The 17,595-nt window shown below is 36.9% G+C and carries 18 protein-coding genes and 4 pseudogenes; 6 read left to right on the top strand and 16 right to left on the bottom strand.

Features of this window, described 5'->3' with window-relative positions; genetic code table 11:
* Positions 1 to 141 precede the first annotated feature (141 nt).
* The 11 genes and pseudogenes from HX13_RS20895 to HX13_RS25145 all read right to left on the bottom strand — a co-directional run bounded on the left by HX13_RS20895 (position 142) and on the right by HX13_RS25145 (position 8,856).
* A complete protein-coding gene (locus tag HX13_RS20895) occupies positions 142 to 1,014 on the bottom strand; it encodes a ChaN family lipoprotein (protein WP_050022650.1) in 873 nt (290 codons plus the stop codon).
* A gap of 142 nt (positions 1,015 to 1,156) precedes the next feature.
* A pseudogene (locus HX13_RS20890) lies at positions 1,157 to 2,186 on the bottom strand (hemin-degrading factor).
* A gap of 137 nt (positions 2,187 to 2,323) precedes the next feature.
* Positions 2,324 to 2,842, bottom strand: coding sequence for a class I SAM-dependent methyltransferase (locus tag HX13_RS20885; RefSeq protein ID WP_238555589.1), 519 nt, complete (start codon positions 2,840 to 2,842; stop codon positions 2,324 to 2,326).
* A 2-nt stretch (positions 2,843 to 2,844) separates the two neighbouring features.
* Complete coding sequence (locus HX13_RS20880) at positions 2,845 to 3,618, bottom strand: heme ABC transporter ATP-binding protein (protein WP_050022649.1); 774 nt, start codon at positions 3,616 to 3,618, stop codon at positions 2,845 to 2,847.
* Positions 3,618 to 4,658 carry a FecCD family ABC transporter permease gene (locus HX13_RS20875; RefSeq protein WP_128572550.1) on the bottom strand — a complete coding sequence of 347 codons (1,041 nt, stop codon included), beginning with the start codon at positions 4,656 to 4,658 and terminating at the stop codon, positions 3,618 to 3,620. Before HX13_RS20875 ends, HX13_RS20880 begins: the two co-directional genes overlap by 1 nt.
* Positions 4,642 to 5,521, bottom strand: a pseudogene (locus HX13_RS20870) (hemin ABC transporter substrate-binding protein). The gene HX13_RS20875 and the pseudogene HX13_RS20870 overlap by 17 nt, the downstream one beginning before the upstream one ends.
* 84 nt (positions 5,522 to 5,605) lie before the next feature.
* Complete coding sequence (locus HX13_RS25165; protein WP_238555602.1) at positions 5,606 to 6,019, bottom strand: HmuY family protein; 414 nt, start codon at positions 6,017 to 6,019, stop codon at positions 5,606 to 5,608.
* A 109-nt stretch (positions 6,020 to 6,128) separates the two neighbouring features.
* Entirely contained in the window at positions 6,129 to 6,731 is a 603-nt protein-coding gene (locus tag HX13_RS25160) for an HmuY family protein (RefSeq protein ID WP_238555588.1), read from the bottom strand.
* 14 nt (positions 6,732 to 6,745) lie between these two features.
* Positions 6,746 to 7,948, bottom strand: a pseudogene (locus tag HX13_RS25155) (TonB-dependent receptor plug domain-containing protein); the annotation flags it as partial.
* Between the two features lie 82 nt (positions 7,949 to 8,030).
* Positions 8,031 to 8,672, bottom strand: coding sequence for a TonB-dependent receptor plug domain-containing protein (locus tag HX13_RS25150; protein WP_238555587.1), 642 nt, complete (start codon positions 8,670 to 8,672; stop codon positions 8,031 to 8,033).
* Entirely contained in the window at positions 8,650 to 8,856 is a 207-nt protein-coding gene (locus tag HX13_RS25145; RefSeq protein ID WP_238555586.1) for a hypothetical protein, read from the bottom strand. The genes HX13_RS25150 and HX13_RS25145 overlap by 23 nt, the downstream gene beginning before the upstream one ends.
* Before the next feature lie 96 nt (positions 8,857 to 8,952).
* Between HX13_RS25145 and HX13_RS20855 the strand changes: the two genes are divergently transcribed.
* Both HX13_RS20855 and HX13_RS20850 read left to right on the top strand, forming a co-directional pair.
* A complete protein-coding gene (locus HX13_RS20855) occupies positions 8,953 to 9,765 on the top strand; it encodes a T9SS-dependent choice-of-anchor J family protein (protein ID WP_050022647.1) in 813 nt (270 codons plus the stop codon).
* A 352-nt stretch (positions 9,766 to 10,117) separates the two neighbouring features.
* Entirely contained in the window at positions 10,118 to 11,416 is a 1,299-nt protein-coding gene (locus tag HX13_RS20850; protein WP_050022646.1) for a T9SS type A sorting domain-containing protein, read from the top strand.
* Positions 11,417 to 11,495: 79 nt separating this feature from the next.
* Here HX13_RS20850 and HX13_RS20845 read toward each other — a convergent pair whose 3' ends face one another.
* The 3 genes from HX13_RS20845 to HX13_RS20835 all read right to left on the bottom strand — a co-directional run bounded on the left by HX13_RS20845 (position 11,496) and on the right by HX13_RS20835 (position 13,291).
* Positions 11,496 to 11,786 carry a putative quinol monooxygenase gene (locus HX13_RS20845; RefSeq protein WP_050022645.1) on the bottom strand — a complete coding sequence of 97 codons (291 nt, stop codon included), beginning with the start codon at positions 11,784 to 11,786 and terminating at the stop codon, positions 11,496 to 11,498.
* An 88-nt stretch (positions 11,787 to 11,874) separates the two neighbouring features.
* Positions 11,875 to 12,762, bottom strand: coding sequence for a sulfite exporter TauE/SafE family protein (locus HX13_RS20840; protein ID WP_050022644.1), 888 nt, complete (start codon positions 12,760 to 12,762; stop codon positions 11,875 to 11,877).
* Positions 12,763 to 12,883: 121 nt separating this feature from the next.
* Positions 12,884 to 13,291 carry an RrF2 family transcriptional regulator gene (locus HX13_RS20835; protein WP_050022643.1) on the bottom strand — a complete coding sequence of 136 codons (408 nt, stop codon included), beginning with the start codon at positions 13,289 to 13,291 and terminating at the stop codon, positions 12,884 to 12,886.
* Positions 13,292 to 13,418: 127 nt separating this feature from the next.
* Between HX13_RS20835 and HX13_RS20830 the strand changes: the two are divergent.
* The 4 genes and pseudogenes from HX13_RS20830 (at position 13,419) to HX13_RS20810 (ending at position 16,102) form a co-directional block, all read left to right on the top strand.
* A pseudogene (locus HX13_RS20830) lies at positions 13,419 to 13,848 on the top strand (DUF4268 domain-containing protein).
* Positions 13,849 to 13,963: 115 nt separating this feature from the next.
* Positions 13,964 to 14,332, top strand: coding sequence for a hypothetical protein (locus HX13_RS20825; protein ID WP_050022642.1), 369 nt, complete (start codon positions 13,964 to 13,966; stop codon positions 14,330 to 14,332).
* On the top strand, positions 14,295 to 14,603 hold the full coding sequence (locus HX13_RS20820; protein WP_050022641.1) for a hypothetical protein: 309 nt from the start codon (positions 14,295 to 14,297) through the stop codon (positions 14,601 to 14,603). The genes HX13_RS20825 and HX13_RS20820 overlap by 38 nt, the downstream gene beginning before the upstream one ends.
* A 1,010-nt stretch (positions 14,604 to 15,613) precedes the next feature.
* Positions 15,614 to 16,102: a hypothetical protein gene (locus HX13_RS20810; RefSeq protein WP_128572548.1), complete on the top strand. Its 489-nt coding sequence runs from the start codon at positions 15,614 to 15,616 to the stop codon at positions 16,100 to 16,102.
* On the opposite strand, the gene HX13_RS20805 is transcribed toward HX13_RS20810, so the two are convergent.
* Both HX13_RS20805 and HX13_RS26180 read right to left on the bottom strand, forming a co-directional pair.
* Positions 16,074 to 16,322: a hypothetical protein gene (locus HX13_RS20805; protein ID WP_238555585.1), complete on the bottom strand. Its 249-nt coding sequence runs from the start codon at positions 16,320 to 16,322 to the stop codon at positions 16,074 to 16,076. The genes HX13_RS20810 and HX13_RS20805 overlap by 29 nt on opposite strands.
* A gap of 82 nt (positions 16,323 to 16,404) precedes the next feature.
* A complete protein-coding gene (locus tag HX13_RS26180; RefSeq protein WP_050022637.1) occupies positions 16,405 to 17,412 on the bottom strand; it encodes an RHS repeat-associated core domain-containing protein in 1,008 nt (335 codons plus the stop codon).
* Between the last annotated feature and the right edge of the window lie 183 nt (positions 17,413 to 17,595).

The following is a 17,595-nucleotide window of genomic DNA, read 5'->3' as shown; positions in this document are numbered from 1 at the left end:
TCCTGAGCTTTTATTTAATGGTAGCATTCTACCATCAGGATTTGGCTAAAGCCCATTAGAGGTTTTGTCCATAAATAAACGGGCTAAAGCCCGTTCCCATTGAATTGTTATTGATGTATTAATGATTGAAATCGCCAGAAACTAGAAAGTCTTCGTCATATCAGCTGGAATAATCAGATTAAAGTCTGTTGGGATATAGTCTTTTGCGGGCACTTTCAGTTCCGGGTCTTCGGATTCAAAAACCGAAATTACCGCCATTTTCAGGGTTGGGTTTTTCTGCCTGATATACCAGTAGATTCCTCCGAATTCTTTACTGTGGTAGTTTCCGTTATAGTGGATAAAAGTCTTCCCTTCCTGTCGGTTTTTGAGAATAGATTCTGCCATGGTGGCGTCTTTTATGGCTTGTGCCGAAATAAAGTTCATCACTTTTGTTCCTTCTGCATGATCTCCCATCATCGCCTTCATTTCCGGATATCCGGGAGTATCTAATGTTACTTGGATTGGCAGCCGGGCAATATAAGTTTTCTCTTTTTCATTTAGGGTATTTAATGACTGCAGTCCTTCTTTTGCTGTCTGGGATGCATATTTCCGGGGAATATTGGTCGCAATAAAATTCAGTTTTTTATTTTTAGCAAAATCTACCAGTGGTTTATAATCTGTTGCATAATTATTCCAGAGGCGTGCAGAATCTTTCAGGGTCTTGGCATCAAATTTTCCGCTCAGGTATTGATCAAGCTGAGCCTGGTTATCCCTTTCAAACATTTCCGCTCCCAGTATAAGCTGTCCCTTTTTCTTTTCATATAAAGCTTCCGTAATTTTCAGCTGAAGCCAGTGATTGATAGAGCTGTTATGGTTTTCTCCAAAAAAAACGACATCATATCCGGCAAGTTCTCTGACTAATTTTTCTGTTGTTATTTCTTTCCCTTTTTTATCATAAAACTGGTAAGCTTTGAAATCCTGACCTTTCAAAGAACAGAGCCCGGCAAGTAAAACCATTATGAAAATATTCTTCATGTTAGTATGTATTTGTTCTTTTATTCTCATTACAAATTACCTATATTCTTAACGATGAGCAAATTTGATATTCTACTTTTAGCATAAAAAAGACCGCTTTGAATCTTGCAAAACAAAACGGCCTATTCAAATCATCTAATTATTATTTTTCTAATGCTGCAACAAGGTCTTTCCATTCCTGCAGTTCCGGAATCCCGGGTTTTCTTTTTCCGAAGAACTGGACGATGAAATCTCCTTCTTTGTTGAATACTTCAATGGCTGTTACTTCTCCGTCTTCTGTCGGCTTTTTCACAATCCAGGCTTCTGCAATCTTTGTAACATCCAGGTGTAAGTTGAAATCTGGATCCATCACATTGAACCATTGCTGGTGCCAAAGGGTTTTCTTTACATTTCCGGTATGGATCTGGATAATTCCTCTGTTTCCTACAAATACCATGATGGGGGTATTTTTTTCAGAAGCATCTTCAAGAACATTTACCACTTTGGCATTATCAATTTTTTTGAGCAAAACCTTCGGGAGCCAATCTTAATGCCTGGGTTCTGCTTACTCCGAATTTTCTGGTCATCATAAAAAAATCATGGGTATCTTTTAGTTCTGTCCATGCTTTTTTGAATCCTTCTCTATCAATTTCAGTGTCCGGCTTTTCTGCCTGTTTCGGAGCTACATTTTCAAATATAAAAGTCTGATTCTGGTCTTCTGCCCTGAATTTTTCCACAATGGCGTCAAAAGCTTCTTCATTACTGTCTTTAGTTAGATAAATTTTATGCAGTGCCAATCCGTCTTTTCCAAAAAACTGTAAGCTTTTCTTATCTCCTTCCACTACAGCAAAAGCAAACTTCCAGTGGTTCAGGAAAATCCTAAGGTCAATATCTTCACCTACAAAAAGCTGGGCGTGGGGGCTGCTGAAATCACCGTTCTGATATATTCCTTTTCTTTCATGAACACATTCATCATTACGGGTGAGTGCCATTACTTTTCCCAATTTTTCCACTTCAGTAAGAATGGCAGAAAAGTCCGGTTGTAGCACAGTGACCCCTTCTCCTACTCCTGTAACTAATAATTCGGCTTCATTTACTCCCAATTGGGCAGCCGCATTTCTTATTCTTACATGTGGATTGTCTGCTTTCAGAGCCTCCCATTTTTCCTTTAAATCATTAATTAATGTGCTCATTATTTATTTTTTTATGGTTAAAACTGTATATATTCTTTGTATAGTGTCATTTCCTGTTTTACTTTTGATTTCTTCTTCTTTTTCAGAAATTTTCCATTCTTTTAAAAGAGCTTTTTGAAACCAGCTGTTCCATTTCGCTATTGCTGTACAGGGTAAAATTGTACTCTGTAAACGGTAGCTTTTCCATGAATTTTTTTTGTCCGAATGTGAGAACAAAAAGTGCCGTTATCCTTTAAAACCCTATAGATCTCATTGAGAAATTCTACGGGATTTTTCCAGAAATAAACGGTATTGACGGTAAAAATCTTATCAAAGCTTTGGTCTTCAAAAGGGAGTTTTTCCCCACCATACAATACAAATTGTGCCTGTGCCTCAAATTCCTGGTTTAATTTTCTGGCTTCATTGTACATAGTTTCGGAGATATCGACTCCTGTATAATGTAAATCTTTAGCAAGGGACAAAATATTTTTCAGGTGTCCTGCATTTCCGTGTCCGATTTCAAGAATCCTGTCATGGTCTTCTATGAGAAGCATTCTGGCGCTTTCTAACGTCATGCTGATGTTCGTGGCATTCATCATTTCTCCGATCTCTATTCCTTTATCTCCCTGAGGATTGGCGAGATGCTTCGCGAGGTTTTTTAATTCTTCTTTTTCCATGGTTATCCAAAAATGATCATTGGGTTATGAGTAATAGGGTGTTCGCAGATCGTGCAGGGAAAATTATAAGCCTGGCTGATATTGTCTGCTGTAAAAACTTCCTGCGGGGTTCCATAAGCGGAAACTTTCCCCGATTTCATCAATAAGATTTTATCGGCAAATTGCGCGGCAAGATTCAGGTCATGCAGTACAACGATGGCACTGTTTGCTTTTTTAGTAAAGTTTTTGATGATCTCAAGCGCTTTATATTGATGTTTGATATCCAGATTATTCAAGGGTTCATCCAGAAATACCAGCTTATGGGCAATTCCGTTCTGCAATTGTGCCATTACCCTGGAGAGGTGCACCCGTTGTTTTTCCCCTCCTGATAAAGTATTATATTCTCTTTCCTTCAGATGAAAAATATCCGTTTCATACATCATACTGTTCATTGCTTCAAAGTCTTCCTGCCCGGGCTGAGCGTCAAAATAGGGATATCTCCCCATCATGACCACATCTTTTACATCAAGAGGGATATCATTACTGTTGTGCTGTGAAAATTTTGCCTTGTGCATAGAAAGTTCTTTCACATTCCAGTTCTGAATCGGTTTGTCTTTAAACACAACCTTTTGTTTTCTGGATCTTACTTCATCTGCCAAAATACTCAGAAGACTTGATTTTCCTGCTCCGTTAGGTCCTACAATAGCGAGGAATTCTCCATATCCCAAAGAAACATCTATGCCCTCCAGGATATGGAATTCTTTATGTTTATAATTAATCTGATGTGCCTTGATCATTACAATGATTTTTTAAATTTAACCAGAATCGCTATAAAAATAGGCCCTCCCATCAGCGCTGTAAGGATCCCGATCGGTAATTCCGAAGGGGCCACCATGCTTCTGCTGAAGGTATCTGCAGTCAGCAATAAGATACTCCCGCATACCGCTGATAAAGGCAGTATAAAAACATAATTGGATTTGAATAACAGCCTTAAAATATAGGGTACAATAAGGCCTACAAAACCAATTGTTCCTGAAAATGCAACACAGCTTCCCACCATCAATGCTACGATGATAATAATCTGTTTTTTCAGTTTTTCTACATTAATGCCTAAATGCTGCGCATCTTTTTCACCTAACATCATCGCATTCAATGCTTTTCCTTTTGGCAACAAAATAATATAAGCAACAACCAAGACTATAGCTAAAATAATGTTTTTTGTCCATGTCGCGGCAGCAAGACTCCCTAAATTCCAGAATGTCAAATCCCTAAGTTGCTCATCTTTCGAAATATAAATCAGAAATCCTGTAATAGAAAATCCGATTGCCGTAATGGCTACTCCGGTTAACAACATCATTACCACATTGGTTTTTCCGCCACTTGTTGAAATTCTATAAACCAGCATCATTGATAACAAAGATCCTATGAAGGCCGAGATTCCTACCAGTGAAAATTGTATCGCTTCAGGAAGATATTCTTTGAAATGCCCTCCTAAAACAATAGCAATGGCTGCCAGCAATGTTGCTCCCGATGTAAGCCCTATTAAATCCCCCGTTGCCAAAGGATTCTTGAAAAGCCCCTGCAGGCTCGTCCCGGAAACCGCCAGCATACTTCCGATCAGCACAGCCATTATAATCCTGGCTGCACGTACATCCCAAACCACATATCGATCACTCAATGATAAATCAGGATCTCCTTTTATAACTTTTCCTAAAACTTCAAATGCAGATTGACCACCAAAATCATAAACCCCGGTGTCAACAGACCATACTGCTATGATAGCGAGCAATATGGTACTGATGATCATGTAAAAGTATAATTTACTTTGTGCTTTCAACTAATAATTTGTTTAATCCTACTGCTGCTTCTCCTACTCTCGGCCCGAATCCTGAAACCAAACCTCCATCCATTGCGATGATCTTTTTATTTTTTACCGGCATTCGTCTGGGAAACCCCAGGCATTTTAAGAGCTCCTTCATTTCCTCCTGCTCCCTGTAATCCTGTTTCGAAGAAGAACAATACATCAGGATTAGCTTTTATAACCGCTTCCGGAGTTAATGGCTTGAAATCTTCAAAATCATTCACTGCATTTTCCCCTCCTGCAAGATTGATCAAGGAGGCCATTGGAGTATTTTTACCTGCCACCATCAGCATATTTCCTCTTGCATAAATGAACAATACTTTTGGTTTTTTGGACAAGGGCTGTACCTGCTTCAAATCTGCGTCAATCTTATCGGTAAGCTTCTGATACTCTGTATTTCCTATTGCTTTTGCCACATCAGCAATAAGTTTTTTAGTTCCTTCCACTGTATATTCCTGATGAAAAACTTCAGCTTTAATCCCTGAAGATTTGATTTTTCCCAATAGTTCCGGATTGATATCTTTATCGGAAGCCAGAATCAAAGTAGGGTTGACCGCCATAATCGGCTCAATAGTCATCGACCTTACATGGCCCAAATCCTTGGCGGTAGTCTTTAATGATGCAGGATATGTACTGGTAACATCTGTTCCCACAATTTCTTTTTCGTGCCCTAAAGCACTTACAATTTCCGTAATCCCCCCGCTTAATGTAACGATTTTATTATTGCTTTTCGGAGTTTCTGAAGTAGTTTCCGTTGTATTTTCTTTTGTTGCGCTTTCTGTTTTTTTGCAGGAATATACTGCTACAAGAACAGAAGCTGCCAGGATAAATTTTTTCATAGATAGATTTTTATAGTTAGTCAATTACCGTTTATTGTTCTGCATTATTTTAACAGAAAAACTTGTTACGGGTGATTTCAGAATTTATAAGGGATCAAACACAAAGTTGGGATATCCACGTTCACCATCCACATTCTTCATTTTATTAAACCTTAGTTTAAAATAGAAGCCTGCTGCATCTTTTATAACAAAAAACCGGTCCGTATACACAAATGCACCTTGTATTTCAGCAGTTCCGGTGGTCGTTCTCCACTTATCTCCAATTGCCCTTTGATCATTGGAAATGAATTTGCCGGCATCTACATCACTTCGTTTAAAAGCTTTATAAGCCTGGTCCAGGCTGCCTGTCACATTCACCTGATAAGCACTTACTCCTGCTGCGGTGTTAGTGATTACAAAATCAGCATAAAAGTAGCTTCCAGCACTGGCTGTTCCCATAAATACTTCATTGGTAAAAGTGGTGAACCCCAAATCCCATTTCTTTTTTTCAGGCTGAATTTTAACAGTTGTCCCAGATGTAAAACTAAAGAAGCTAAAAGTATAGTCCGGATCTTTGGTAATGATATATTCTTTATACTCTGTTGCATCTATATCTGCATATCTGATTTTATACCCACCCGGAGCCCTTACAATCTGAATTTTTTTTCCATCCTCTTGAGTCTCCTGACAAAGAAACAGAACCCGGAGGAATATTTGAGCCTGTATCGAGCTTTCTTCCCAGATTCAGTAAGTAAACAGGGTTTTCGGCATCATTTTCTTTTACCGGTGCAATTCCTGTGGTCTGGGTCAGAAAATTTCCGTCAGGATTATCAATATATTGCAATACAGCTTGTCCGAAAGGTCCTACCTGTACTGTATTCATAAGGTTTTTGACATCGGCTTCCTTTACCTTGTTAATATCGGTAGCATTAGGAATCTTTGCGACCGCCATTGCTACTGAGCTGTTAAGGATAACACGGTATTCATCCCCGGAGTAAAACCCGAGGTCCCAATCCGTCCGCAAATTAACGGTTTGATTGAGTTTTTTGGTTTCAGGGTTCATATCGCTTAAGTCAATCCAGACCTGGTTTGGCTGTCTTGCACCGTTAACCTCGGGGTCAACAATAGATCCTGTAATTGGCGGTACTGCAACAGGGTCTTCATCTGCTGAAAGACAAGACTGTGTTGCCGTGATTATTAATAGAAATGAAAATATGTTTAAATACTTCATGATATATTTTACTTTTAGAATTGGTACATTAATCTTGCGAAATAGCTTCTGCCATAATATAAATTGAGACGGTCTGATCCGGCTGTATGGGCATTTCCCCCATTCGTTGTACTGTTGACTGAAGTAACGTCAAAAATATTCTTGACTCCTGCGGAAAGTTCCAGGCGATCCTTCCAGAACGGTTGGCTTACAATAAAATCCATCATATGGAAACCATCTGTCTTTCCGATCCTGAAAGCTTCGTTCTCCAGGACATATAATCTTGCGGGACCTGTATATTTATAATAAAGATTGAAAGTGGTATGTATGTTTTTCAGCTTATAGGAAACATTGGCACCTGCCTGGAAATTATATTGGAAATCGGTAGGTGAAGCAATATCCATATCATATCTTGAAACAGAAATTCCATTGAGGGAAGTCCTTACTCCCAAAGAGAACTGGTCTTTAACGAGATTGGCATTGGCGGCAAATAAAAGGCTTCTGTAGGTATCCATATTCAGATACTTGTAAGTAGAAGGTTTTTTTACCATTACCAATTCTATTTTATCTTTCAGATCAACGTAAAGTGCTTCGAGATTATAATTCAACTTCCATCCGTCTCTCAAAGAAAATCCCTGATCCCAGAAAAGCCCAAGCGAATAGCCATTTTCCGGCTTCAGATCCGCATTACCCTGAATATCATGATTCAGATTAACAAAATAGGTGTACAGTTCATCATAGGTGGGATATCGGTTGGCGGTTCCAAATACTCCTCTGAGATTAGAATTTCCCGATGTTTTCCATCTGGTGGAGAATGAATAGTTAAACTGATTATCAAAGTTCTCACTCACTGATAATCTGGCACCAGGCCTTACTGAAAACCTATCTGAAATATTCCATTCGGCAGACAGGAATGTACCATAGGTAAAAATCTTTCTCCTGGCACTATCTTCAAAGAAATTTCCGGCAATAAGTGATGCATACCCATTGGTATGGTCTAATTCATAACCCAGCTGAAAATCAAACTTTTTATTGTTTAAAAAGTTGCTGAACATCCCTCTGGAGTAGATCACATCCGTTTTATAATAAGAATTTTCAGGTTTTTCACTGACTGTAGCCCGGCTAGGAACATCATAGATATAATCAAAATATTTTCTGTCCTGCTTCTGGTACGAAAAATCTCCCATATACCGGATATGCCCGAAGTTAGTTTGAATATTGAACTGATGGATCCACCGGCCTGTATTATACTCTCTATCTGTAGCCCAATATGTAGTTCCTCCATTTCCGTCATTAAGAGATTCCGGGGTAGAAACAGGATTATAAAAATTTAAATTTTTCGTTTAAATAAGATATCTTATAAAAAAATGAAGTCTTATTTTTAGCATATCTGACCAAAGCATTGATTTCATATTGGTCCTTGGGATTCCATTCATAGCCTCTCATCGGCTTCTTTTCATCCCCGAAATGTTTATATCCTTTTTTATTGCCTTCGTATCCCATAAACTGATTATGGTTAAAACTGATATTGGCAAACCAGTGGTCATTCAGATTATATCCTGCATTCAGATTCTGAATATGCCTTCCCTTTCCTCTTTTTTTCAGGTCATAGCCATCCCTTACTGTTTCTTCCTGCAGAGCAGCCCTGATGCTTAATTTCTTGTTGCTGTTCTTTTTAGTGATAATATTGATAACTCCTGCCAGGGCTCCATTTCCATATTCCACGCCCATACTTCCTTTTACGATTTCAATACGTTCAATATTGCTCAGACTGATTTTGGTAAGGTCTATATTGCTTCCCAGTCCTGTATCTCCTACAACAGGAATATTATCGATCAGGATTTTTACATAGTCGCCACCAAGTCCCATGATATTTGCAGTAGAATTTCCTGAGTTGGTATCAGGCGTGATCTGTATATTTAAAGTCTGATTAAGAACGTCAGCAGCATTGGTAGCTGCCATATTTTTTAATCTGCTGTTCATCAATAACTTCCACTTTATAGATGGATTTATTAATTGACTTCTGTACATACTGGCCCGTAATGACAACTTCTTCAATTTTCTTTTGATTAAGAGAATCCTTTTCTTGTGCACTTATCCAAAAAGCTATGGATAATGACAGAATGGAAAGCACTTTCTTCTTCATAAGGGTACAAATTTCCGACAAATATAAAACTTTTATTTAGAATCATTAAAAATAAATATATATTTTTGTGTAATAATTCTAAATAAAAATAACGTTATGAAATTACAATTACTTTTAGGAACATTAATGTTTTCAGCATTTACAGTGAAGGCCCAGGTTTCAAGCATCAATGAAAATTTTGACAATTTTACTTCAGGAAACTCCACTTTCCCTCAATCGGGCTGGTCTGCGGTAGTTGCTCCTATGGTAACAGGGACAGCACCATTTCCGGTTCCGCCGAGAATGATTGTAACAACCGGTTCTGATAAAGCTGTTCAGTCTTATTCGGGAACCAACGCCACAGATTCATCGTATTTGATTTCTCCTCAGATCCAGAGTCCGTCCGGAACTAAAACACTTTCTTTTAAAACAACTTTAGTGAGTCCTTCGCCGGGTCCCGGAACCATTCAGGTCGGAGTGGCCAGCAATCCTTCAGATATGTCTACTTTCGTTCCCGTTGGAACTCCTATTAATGTAAACACTATCGGAACCATCCAAAATGAGAGCATTCCTATTCCGGCTGTAACCGGGTCATATCTTGTATTCAAATTTACCCCAAGCAGCCAGCATGTAGCAGTTCAGATCGATGATGTAGTATATGATACTTCTTCTTCATTAAGTGTAAGAGATAACCATCCATCTGCAGGAGAAATCAGGTTTGCAGTAAATGCAGATCAGACCGCATTGGAATTTATTTTTAAAACAGCTCCGAAAAATATCAGGATCTATTCTGCTGTAGGAGAGAAAGTATCTGAGGGTAAATTAATCGGACGTCAATTTGGTATCAGCTCCCTACCATCAGGAGTTTATTTTTTGAATTTTGAAACAGCAGAAGGAAAAACCATTTCGTCCAAATTCGTAAAAAAATAAAAGTATCAGAGTATTTATTTTACTGTAAAACCGGCAGGACTATTGCCGGTTTTTTAGATTTGTAGAAAAGCTTTTGTGTCTTTTGTGGTTTTTAATTGTAACCACAGATAACAAAGATAGACACAAATGTTTACGGATAATTTTTGATCTCCGTCCTGATTACAGAAATCTATGATTTTTAAACTTATGTGCTCTTCTTAAACATAATGCTAGAGTCTTTAAAGCTTTTTTGTTATCCTGTTCTTAATTTTTGCTAGCAATGTAAACACGACAAAAATCATATTTTTATTTAGACTTATTAAAAATAATTATATAATTTTGTAGAATAGTTCTAATAATATAAATGATAATTATGAAAACAAAACTATTATTGGCATCTGTATTGGCTTTATCTGTTCAGCAGACGGTTTTTGCACAGACGGATGCATTAGGATATACCCAGCTGAATATGTCTATGGGCAACAATTACCAGAACCGTGTATTTGTCAACCTGACTGATGGGAATATGGTTTCACAACCAGCCAATACCTGGGATATTGCCTTTTACAGGAATTCTAATTTCGGTTTTGGCTCAAGAGTGAATGATGCTCTTGAAATCGAAGTATATGCCGCTTCCACCAACATGAACGACTGGGATAATATCGATATTAACAATATAGGTTCATGGGGAGCTCCCCTTTACAATCCGGATCAGACGACTGATCTAAGCCAGGGAGCATTTGAGCAGGGACCAATTACTACCCCATCGTCTCCCAACTACTCTCCAACGGGCTGGGGAGAATACAATTTTTCAACGCATCGCATTGAAGGAAGGGTTATTTTTGTTCTAAAATATACCAAAACAGGATCTTACGTAAAGTTTGCCATCGATGAAGCATTTGCAGGATATACTTTCAGATATTCTACATGGAACGGAAATGCCTGGGGACCTACTGAAACCAGAACAATTACCAACGGAAGTGATGATTCTTTTTTCAACTACTTTTCTTTCTCCACAGGAGCAAAAGTTCCCAATATGGAGCCGTCCAGGAGTGCCTGGGACCTTATGTTTACCAAATACTATACCTTCTATAATAACATCATGATGTACCCTCTTTCCGGAGCTATTCAAAACCCTAATGTAAAGGTAGCCATGGTACAACCGGAAATTCAGGCCACTTCAGCCTATTCAATACCTGCCAGCACCAACTTCTCTTCCAATATTACAACGGTAGGACATTCATGGAAAGGAATCGGCACAGTGAAAAGTGATGTAGTGTATTACATCAAAAAAGGAAATGATTACTATAGAATGTATTTTATTACCAACGGGGGAGCTACCACCGGAGACATGTATTTTAAATATAAAAACATCACCCAGACTTTAGGAATCAAAGAAGTGGGTAAAAAAGCTTCTTTTGGAATTTATCCCAATCCTGCAACCGCCGATAAAAAAGTTACAGTTTTGTTTGATATTAAAGAGAAAGCCAGCAATAAAGGAAAAGTTGAGGTTTATGACCTTACAGGAAAAACAGTCTATTCTGCGGATCTTGCTAATCAGGCAGGCTTCTACAGACAGGACTTAAATTTATCTCACCTTGCTTCCGGAAATTATCTTGTAAAGATTACCTATGGAGGAACTACTGAAACGAAAAAACTCATCGTGAAATAATTTTATTTAATACTTTCTATTTTTTCTAATAAAAAGGCGGTTTTCATAATGTTGAAACCGCCTTTTGATATAGGGCAATTTAATATATTTTAAATCCTTTGTAAACTTCTGTTGTGCTTTCCATCATCCTGGAAGCATCCCTGCGGAAATCCAGCAGATGGTCCTGACCATTGTGCCTGTTATGATGTTCAACACTTTCCCATAATTCAATCAGGAAGAAAGTTCCTTTATTGTCTTTGTCTTCAATAAGGTCATACTGAAGGCAGCCTTCTTCTTTTCTGGTTTCCTTTACAAGATTCTGAAACAGCTCTACTGCTTCCATCAGGTAATTTTCATTAAACTTAAAAAGTGCAATGATATGTAAGTTCATGTTTCAATATTTAGTGATGTAAAAGTAAAATATTTTCAAAACCAAATATATTTTTGAAGCCTTTATTTTTCCACATCAGGTTATATTTTCAGCTTAGCACTGATTTATAAATAGTTATAGAACTCATTATGATCACCAGTATTCCGATCACTAAAAACATCTTTTTTACAGGAAGCTTTGCTGTAAGCATTGCAGAAAATGGAGCTGTTATGATTCCTCCGATCAAAAGTCCGAGGATAATATTCCAGTGCTGAATCCCCAGGGTAAAGAAAAAGGTAACCGCTGCCGTAATGGTGAGAATACATTTGGCTACAGTAGAGCTTCCCACCGCAAACCTTGGAGTAAATGCATTTTTAATCAATGTTCCGGTTACTAAAGGTCCCCATCCTCCTCCTGCAAATGAATCTATAAAACCTCCGATAAGTCCAAGGCCTGTCAGGTTGGTTTTTCTTTTAAGGGCTTTGTTTTGTTTTTCTTTGAAAGCATTGGACAGGATCCGGAAACCTAAATACAAAGTATAAAATGCAATAAGGATTTTTGTAATTTTAGCATAATATTCTCCGAGGTAAGTGAGGCAAACAGCTCCGATAATCGCCCCAATAACAGCAGGAACAGTCAGTTTTTTTACCAGGCTTTTGCTTACATTTCTGAGTTTTACATGGCTTATACTACCGGCTGCAGTGGTAAAACTTTCTGCTGAATGAATACTTGCACTTACAATATGGGGAGGGATATTCAGAAACATCAACGTTGTGGTACAAATTACTCCATAGCCCATTCCCATAGATCCGGCTACAATTTCAGCGAAAATGCCCACCAGAAGCATCCAGTAAAAAATGTAATGATCTTTTGCCAGTACTGTTAAAAGTTCATCCATATACCCTAGTTCATACATGGAAAAACCTGTAATAGATAACAAGGCAAGGGTTATGAAAAGGATATTAAGTCTGATCTGGATTTTTCTTGAAATTACCATATTATTGTTACTTCAGTGTTTGCGGTTCCATTTGACAACAATATCATTGGACCATGCAAATATCTGATAAAATAATTATCCTACAAAACAGATAGACTAATAATTCAAAAAAAGGACCGGGTTAATCAACCAGATCCATTAAAGTTTTTTTCTCCAGAATATTCAGTGAGGCATCCCTGACTTCGATGAGGACATCGTGGAGCCCGCAATGCTCTTCATTACAGTCTTCACATTTTTCATAAAAATTCAGACTTACACAAGGTAGCATGGCAATAGGCCCGTTAACAAGACGGATAATTTTTGCCAGTTTAACGTTTTCAGGATTTTCCCTGAAGAAATACCCCCCTCCTTTTCCTTTTTTACTATCAAGGATGTCCGCTTTTTTCAATTCAAGCAGGATATTTTCCAAAAACTTTAAAGGAATCTTTTTATGTTCCGCAATTTCGGAAATAAGAATCGGACCGTCATTTCTTTTTTCTACAAGATATGAAAGTGCCTTAAACGCATATTGAGATTTTTTCGAAAGCATTACAGCAAAAATAAAGAAAATTGTTTGAAATGACTAAAATAAGTAAAAAGGTAAAATGATAAAAACAATAATTATTTGGCTTTTCACTTTTTTGTCTTTTTATCATTAAATCATTAAGTTTGCTTTTATGTTCAGTAAACAAGAAGCACAGCAATTAAAGAAAGAGTTTTGGACAGCTTTTGGGAAATCTTTTCCAAGAAAATGGATCCTCTATGATACCAAGGTTAAAGATTTAGCCTTTAAATTTTCTGCTGATAATAAAAAAAGCAGAGGTTTCTTTAGATATCGAAATGAAAGATGAAATTTTCAGAAATGCCTATTATGAAAAAATCTGGTCTTTGGAAGATATTTTAAAAGATTTCATCGGTGATTTTCATAAAGAGGAATATTTCACTTTGGAAAACGGAAAGATCATCAGTAAAATCTGGGTAGAAAAACACGGGGTTTCAATTTTTAATAAAAGTACATGGCAAGAAATTTATGAATTTTTTGTAGACAAAATGGACGGATTTGAACGTTTTTACTACGAGTATGAGGATTTTATAAAGGATATATGATATACTTGCGAAATAATTACTATTTTACGCCTTCAACTAAGATAAAAAAGAAACTTATCTTTGTCCCCCCACACACCACTAAACTAATAGATGAAATTAAATAATATGATTAAAAATGAGAAAAGTGTACAAAAACATTTTTGGAGAAGTCATTTCCAAAAACAACGCTGTGAAGCTAGATGAATATCACCTGTATTATTACCAGGAGCATTCGGATTTACTGAAAGAAATTGAATTTATCAGTGAAGACAGTATATACAACATCAATTACTTCCTGAGTGAAGAAGATGATGAGGAACAAATTGTAGAATACCTGAAAGAAAAATCAGACTTCTTCGATATTGAAAGAAGAGAAATTGCTGATGGATTTATTATTTCCACCAATAAGCTTTATTCGTTATCTGTAGATGATCATCCACTTATTTCCAAGACCGTTTTCAAAACGGATGATCCTGAAAATTTTTATCTGTTCCCAGGTTATTGATGAAAATACCCAGGAACCGCAGCTGGAAAAAACCATAAAATGCTGGTATACCACAGACGAAAACGGGGAAAAATATGCCGCAATTGAATGCAGCTACCAGGAAGACGGTAAACTGGAACTCGCTGTTGACAAAACCTCTGATCCTGATAATGAACAAAACTGGGCCCATTATGATTATGATACCTTCCAGGATCTTCAGGACAAAATAGCAACAGATATCAGTTATTACAGAACAGCCAACCTGCTTCCTAAAGAGGCTTTTCAAAAATAACATTATCTTATTTAGCTACATCTATTACATTTATTCTATATAATGGCAGAGCATATATGCGTTAATATTATTGATTTTGATGGCGAAAGGTAAATGGGTACCCCATTCTAAAAAAATTAATTAACACTCCCTATTTCTATATAAATAAAACCTTCATTGTTGTGAAGGTTTTTGTTTTTATTCTGGCATGAGCAGGATGCTGGCTAGCAAGAGCAGATATTTTACTGGATAAAAATATTGTGGACTTGTGGGTAAATTGGTGTTGCTTTTAGCCTTAGCTTTATCCACAAATCTACATCCTTTTAACATACCTCAAGTTCAACCTCGATTCAAAGCGGGGGCGCATTTTTCCTTATTTCGGGTGGTTGAAGCTTGGGCAAAAAGGTATTTTTCGGTGCTGGTTTTGGGATGGGAAGATTCGGGGGCGTTGGAAGCGGAGCACTTTGTGTGAAGCGTAGGAAAGCATTTTACATAATCTCAAATTATAGGTGCCGATGGTTTTGCCAGTAGCGGAGCTTGCGGAGTGGAAGGCAACGTTTAGGTACTGCTGCGCGTATAATTTTATTATGTAATTTGCTGTGGCATTAAAGTTCAGGGAAGTTTAGGCAAGCGTTGGAGAAAAATGTCTTTTTCTGGTGGCGGGCGGCAAATTCGAATCAAAATGCAAGCGTTGGATTTATTTCTTATATTTGATCATTTACTTTTTTTATGCACTAAAATTCTCATATTTGTATTTTCACTGTAATACAGGCTAGATATGGGTAACACAATAGACATCGAAAGTAAAATAAGCGCGCTCAGAAAGCAGAAAGATTGTCGCAAGGAGATTTTGTCCAGAAGATAGATGCTTTCCGGGAAATTATAGTAAAAATATGAACGTAATGAAAAGATACTAGAAGCATTATCTTTAATGTTATTGATACCTATATCCAAAATTTTAAAACTAAACAGGCTTTTAGATAAAAGTAAATTCTAACAAAATGAGCCAAAAAAAATTGAAAAATATTACTATGAAAAAATATATTCTAATACTGATTTCTTTTCTTTTTATTGGTTGTAGTTATGATAAAATTTATGAAAACAGAGAATCCGATAGACAGGAAGCTCAAAAGATAACTAACAAATTCTATTCTCTAATAAAACAAAATAACAGAGAGGAAGCATTTAAATTATTTAACCAAGAAACAACAAGCAAAGAAAAATTTAATTTAGTACTTGATAAAATAGAAAGTGAAAATGGACAAATTCAAAATGATAGCCTTATCAATTGGGAAACACATATTATTAAAGGAACAAATTCAAAATCTGATTATTTACTAGTCTATGAAGTAAATAGATCTATTACTAATACTCAGGAAGCATTTGTTATGCAAAAAATTAATGGTACTATTAAAATAGAGAAGTACAAAATAAACTTTGATATGTTAACAAAAAAAATAAAGCGAAAAAAATTACGCCTTATTTTTTTTATTATTCATAGCATTTCCAAGAATGAGTAATAATAGTATCTTGTTTATGAATATTAAAACTTAGCTCTCCTTTATTTTTTACTATTGTATCGCCAGCTTTTATTTCATTCCAATATAAATTCCACCATCGATTAGTAGTTTTACAAACCTTAGGCTTTTGTGTGAATGGATCATAGCCTTTTACTTCAAAATAAACAGAAGATGTAGGAGGTGTTTCAACGACTATAATACATTCTTCTTTAGAAAGCATTTTAGTATATTCGTTACAATTCACTTTTCCACAAGAAAATAAAAGAAGAAAACTAATAAATATAAATAATCTCATTTGTACATTAATTTAAATTCGGAGATTTCCCAATTCTAAAGTATTGCGGATTAGCTTTCATCCAATTGCTTATACTCATAGTGTTTGTTTTAGATTTTCCTACGCCATACCCTAATTCTAAGTTAAGACTTCTTGTTTCTGTGCCATAAGGAGAGAATTTTCCATTTGATGAACTTTTACTATACTCTCCGCCTATTTCATAAGATCCTGAATAAGCTGTAGATTCTCCTTCCGCACCACCAAAAACATCTGTATATTTTGATCCATCTGGATTTGTTCCGTAAGCATTCATCATGTTAAATTGAAATCCCATTCCTATACTTGGCAAATCTTGCTCCCCGTAAGTTCCAAACAAATTTACTTGGCCAGTACCTAAGTTATAAGCTAAGGTTAAGCTTCCTGAACTCTGAGCAAAGGAACCTCCAAAAGTAAGTCCTAAAGCATATTTTCCAAACATAGCAGACTCAGCGGCTCCAAGCCTTGTTCTTGCAGCCTGAAGATTTCTTTCAGCGATAACACCTTTAGGAGTTATTTTAACTTCTCCAACATCATAAACTCTTCCATCAGCAATTGGTTTCCCTCCAGCAGATTCGTCATAAACCACTCCGTTCGCAGCATAATTTAAATTTCCTTGTTGAGCTGTCTCACCAACATAGCTTCCTTTTATTCCTTTATCATTTAAATCCTGCTGGCTTTTTATATCATCTCTAAACTCCATTTGGCCTAAAGAGTTTTTGAACCAATCTTCATTTTGTCTTCCGTCTGGATCAATAAACCTAATCGGATTATTGTAAGCATAATTGTAAGTACTCCATCGTCTAGAGGTTTCCGCCAGCGGATCCACCACGCCCCATCTTCCCAGATCCGGCATATACATCCTTGCCCCATAATCATACATTCCCGTCTCCTGTAGCTCCTTTCCATTGTACTTGTAATTAAAGTACCCTCCTAAAAGCCCTTTTCCCTGGCCAATATGGTTTAACCCGAACGGATAATAATTGTTAGTATCCGTCACTTGAGCAGCACCTACGCTGTTTTTAGTATAGTCTTACCCTCGCATTTCCAAGGTGATCCCTGTATTGGTAAATATAGCGGTTTTCAGCGAAACTATTAAAATCCTTCTGCTGTTGGTACAAAATCAAGACGCCATTCCGGGGTAATAACACCCGGCTCAAGAATTTCCCCGGATTCCTTATAA

Origin of the sequence: Chryseobacterium sp. P1-3, assembly GCF_000738495.1 — a bacterium.
Taxonomy (GTDB): domain Bacteria; phylum Bacteroidota; class Bacteroidia; order Flavobacteriales; family Weeksellaceae; genus Chryseobacterium; species Chryseobacterium gallinarum.
This window is presented reverse-complemented; position numbering and strand designations above follow the sequence as displayed.

Coding starts and splice junctions, on each gene's coding strand:
- HX13_RS20895 (WP_050022650.1), bottom strand. CDS start 1,014: ATGAAGAATATTTTCATAATGGTTTTACTTGCCGGGCTCTGTTCTTTG.
- HX13_RS20885 (WP_238555589.1), bottom strand. CDS start 2,842: ATGGAAAAAGAAGAATTAAAAAACCTCGCGAAGCATCTCGCCAATCCT.
- HX13_RS20880 (WP_050022649.1), bottom strand. CDS start 3,618: ATGATCAAGGCACATCAGATTAATTATAAACATAAAGAATTCCATATC.
- HX13_RS25160 (WP_238555588.1), bottom strand. CDS start 6,731: ATGAAGTATTTAAACATATTTTCATTTCTATTAATAATCACGGCAACA.
- HX13_RS25150 (WP_238555587.1), bottom strand. CDS start 8,672: ATGGCAGCTACCAATGCTGCTGACGTTCTTAATCAGACTTTAAATATA.
- HX13_RS25145 (WP_238555586.1), bottom strand. CDS start 8,856: ATGAAGAAGAAAGTGCTTTCCATTCTGTCATTATCCATAGCTTTTTGG.
- HX13_RS20855 (WP_050022647.1), top strand. CDS start 8,953: ATGAAATTACAATTACTTTTAGGAACATTAATGTTTTCAGCATTTACA.
- HX13_RS20850 (WP_050022646.1), top strand. CDS start 10,118: ATGAAAACAAAACTATTATTGGCATCTGTATTGGCTTTATCTGTTCAG.
- HX13_RS20845 (WP_050022645.1), bottom strand. CDS start 11,786: ATGAACTTACATATCATTGCACTTTTTAAGTTTAATGAAAATTACCTG.
- HX13_RS20840 (WP_050022644.1), bottom strand. CDS start 12,762: ATGGTAATTTCAAGAAAAATCCAGATCAGACTTAATATCCTTTTCATA.
- HX13_RS20835 (WP_050022643.1), bottom strand. CDS start 13,291: ATGCTTTCGAAAAAATCTCAATATGCGTTTAAGGCACTTTCATATCTT.
- HX13_RS20825 (WP_050022642.1), top strand. CDS start 13,964: ATGAGAAAAGTGTACAAAAACATTTTTGGAGAAGTCATTTCCAAAAAC.
- HX13_RS20820 (WP_050022641.1), top strand. CDS start 14,295: ATGATCCTGAAAATTTTTATCTGTTCCCAGGTTATTGATGAAAATACC.
- HX13_RS20810 (WP_128572548.1), top strand. CDS start 15,614: ATGAAAAAATATATTCTAATACTGATTTCTTTTCTTTTTATTGGTTGT.
- HX13_RS20805 (WP_238555585.1), bottom strand. CDS start 16,322: ATGCTTTCTAAAGAAGAATGTATTATAGTCGTTGAAACACCTCCTACA.